This window comes from Colwellia sp. MB3u-55 (assembly GCF_014076785.1).
GTDB lineage: Bacteria > Pseudomonadota > Gammaproteobacteria > Enterobacterales > Alteromonadaceae > Colwellia_A.
The window spans coordinates 1-1424 of the sequence record NZ_JACGUS010000074.1 but is presented as its reverse complement, the minus strand read 5'-3'; the positions used below and the strand labels follow the sequence as shown (position 1 = coordinate 1424).

2 protein-coding genes are annotated in these 1424 nt (G+C 32.6%); both read right to left on the bottom strand.

The genetic code is table 11. From position 1 onward, the window contains the following. Positions 1 to 129: 129 nt before the first annotated feature. Positions 130 to 501 (bottom strand): hypothetical protein, encoded by a 372-nt coding sequence (locus H4J66_RS03965; protein ID WP_182170887.1) that lies wholly within the window; start codon positions 499 to 501, stop codon positions 130 to 132. Between the two features lie 105 nt (positions 502 to 606). Beyond that, positions 607 to 1152 (bottom strand): hypothetical protein, encoded by a 546-nt coding sequence (locus tag H4J66_RS03960; protein ID WP_182170884.1) that lies wholly within the window; start codon positions 1150 to 1152, stop codon positions 607 to 609. Positions 1153 to 1424: the final 272 nt, after the last annotated feature.

Genomic DNA, 1424 nt, shown 5'->3' with positions numbered 1-1424 from the left:
ATCGCTATCATTGCCTGTGTTAGAAAAATGATTGTGATCTTAAATTCGATGGTGAGAGATGGTGTCTATTGGGACCCAAAAATGAATCAATAATTAAGAATTGACACCATAGTCACTTGTTATATGCTTTTACCAACCAGTAAAATCGTAAATTGTGCCATTATTTAACATGAAATTTTCTATATCTTGCTGTGAAGTTATACCATAACCTCTCGCTTTCCAAGACAACAATCCCATATTTAACTCATTCACACTCATTAAGGAATAAAAGCTTTTACCAGAACTAAGTGAAGCAGATACGATAATCATACGATGTCCGTTTTTACTATAAAATGACGACACTAAAGGTTTAGTTGCGATTATATTATTAGTTTTATTTATAGATTCGGTCTCTAAAAATAAAAACTCAAAATATTTTACAGCAACATCTTCTTTTTGGTCTGCAAAACAAGAAAATGAAATAACAAAAATGACAGCAATGTATAAAAGTTTCATAGGCATATAACGCCACATTAAGCGGCAAAAAATTGTTGGCTACAATGTTGAACGAAGTGAAAACAGCCAACTGTTTTTTGTCCGTTTGAATGCCTTGTTAGGTGAATTTTATTATGACAAACCTACCACATCAGGCACTAATTCTGTAAACGACTCTCGCCAAGGCGTAAAGAGTTGAAGTGAGTTTTTTGCAAATCGAATCTCAATTAGAGCGACAGGATTGTCGTCAAAATAATAATGTTGATGCTTTAACATTTGAATATTAGTCCATGGAATAATATAACTTCCTTTAATTGCATCTGAGGTTAAAAGTATTTCTAACCCCGTTATTGAAGCATTTACCCACATAAAATATTGTAAATCATCTATTAATCCAATTCCCTTTTCCCAATTTTTATTAAGATCTACATCTAAATCCCTTTGGGTATTCCCATCTTTAGAGTTACCAATTAAGTCCATTTTTTTTAGTGTCCTATTAAGTTTTATGTTTGGTCTTAATAAAAGGTACACGACAAAAGCAAACAGGATTAATGCAGTAAAGTAAGTGATAGATAATGTGTCAAAATATAAATACACGCAATAAACTACACTGCAAGGCAAAAAAAGTAAGATGAATAAAGTTTTAATTAAACCTTTAATTAATGCTTTTTTATACATAGCCAGAATCAAACTCCTTTTCACCTAACGCCTTACTAAGCGGCGCGAAATTGTTGGCTAAAATGTACGAGGAACGAGTGCTAGCCAACTGTTTAGCGTCCGTTTGAGTAACTTGTTATGTGGCTTTACATCACCACAAATCGTACGATTTATATAAATATTAGTAACATAAAATGCATATTTAAAAAACTCACAGCATTGCGACACACTAAACCGTGAATTTTGAGCCACGAATGAAAAGTGAATTTACCACTTACCTGCTTTGGCGAAAA

Excerpts from the sequence above, each read along its gene's own strand:
- H4J66_RS03965 (WP_182170887.1), bottom strand. The coding sequence starts at position 501 with ATGCCTATGAAACTTTTATACATTGCTGTCATTTTTGTTATTTCATTT.
- H4J66_RS03960 (WP_182170884.1), bottom strand. The coding sequence starts at position 1,152 with ATGTATAAAAAAGCATTAATTAAAGGTTTAATTAAAACTTTATTCATC.